The organism is Staphylococcus sp. GDY8P57P (genome assembly GCF_017892585.1).
Lineage (GTDB): Bacteria > Bacillota > Bacilli > Staphylococcales > Staphylococcaceae > Staphylococcus > Staphylococcus borealis.
This window is the reverse complement of the sequence record NZ_JAESLK010000103.1, coordinates 1-751: the sequence shown is the minus strand read 5'-3', so window position 1 is coordinate 751 and position 751 is coordinate 1. Positions and strand designations below refer to the sequence as shown.

Below are 751 nucleotides of genomic sequence, written 5' to 3'. Positions count from 1 at the left end.
GTACATATTCAGCATGAATCTATGCACATAAAGATTTGAATGGTGTTAACATCTGGGTTAATGTATGCTTGTTTTTACCCATACTTGTAAATTCACCTTTTTTTACGCCAGCTGATATAGCTAATCCTAATTTTCGATTATAAAATATTCTTTTACCCTTTGATCCGTAAGCCCATCCATATATAATCACTTCATCGATCCATTTTTTTAATAATGAAGGAGAACTATACCAATATAATGGAAATTGAAAAATAATATTATCATGATTTTCAACTAATTCCTGCTCTCTTTTTACATTTATAATAAAATCAGGATACTCTCTATAAAGATCATGAATGGTAATTTCGTTTGAATAAGACGCTGCTTTTTCTACCCAAACTTTATTGATTCGAGAATTTGGCATATCTGGGTGAGAAACGATCACCAATGTTTTCATTGTTTCATCCTTAACATACTCAACTTTCGCACCAATAAAACAGTGTACGAAAGTTGAGTTACTTAAAAGTATTCTGTTCTAAGAAATTCAAATTTGCGTGATTCCTAAGCTATTTATTTACAGCTTAAACTATAGAAGATGAACTAAACAATAACTAATCTTTACATAACTAAGTTATTACCCACGCTTTTTTAAACCTAATCCAGCTATTAAGGCAATGAGTATTGCCCCTGTAGCTGCAAGGAACGCATCTGAGTAGGACATAGCGTCCAATATATATAATGGATTTATCGGCTCAGTAGCATCACGTCGAGC

General features: G+C 32.2%; 1 protein-coding gene. It reads right to left on the bottom strand.

Translation table 11 applies throughout. The features are described from left to right. Positions 1-19: 19 nt before the first annotated feature. Positions 20-436, bottom strand: a complete 417-nt coding sequence (locus KA878_RS13740) for an NAD(P)H-dependent oxidoreductase (protein ID WP_000855243.1) — start codon at positions 434-436, stop codon at positions 20-22. Positions 437-751 lie beyond the last annotated feature (315 nt).

Excerpts from the sequence above, each read along its gene's own strand:
- KA878_RS13740 (WP_000855243.1), bottom strand. The coding sequence starts at position 436 with ATGAAAACATTGGTGATCGTTTCTCACCCAGATATGCCAAATTCTCGA.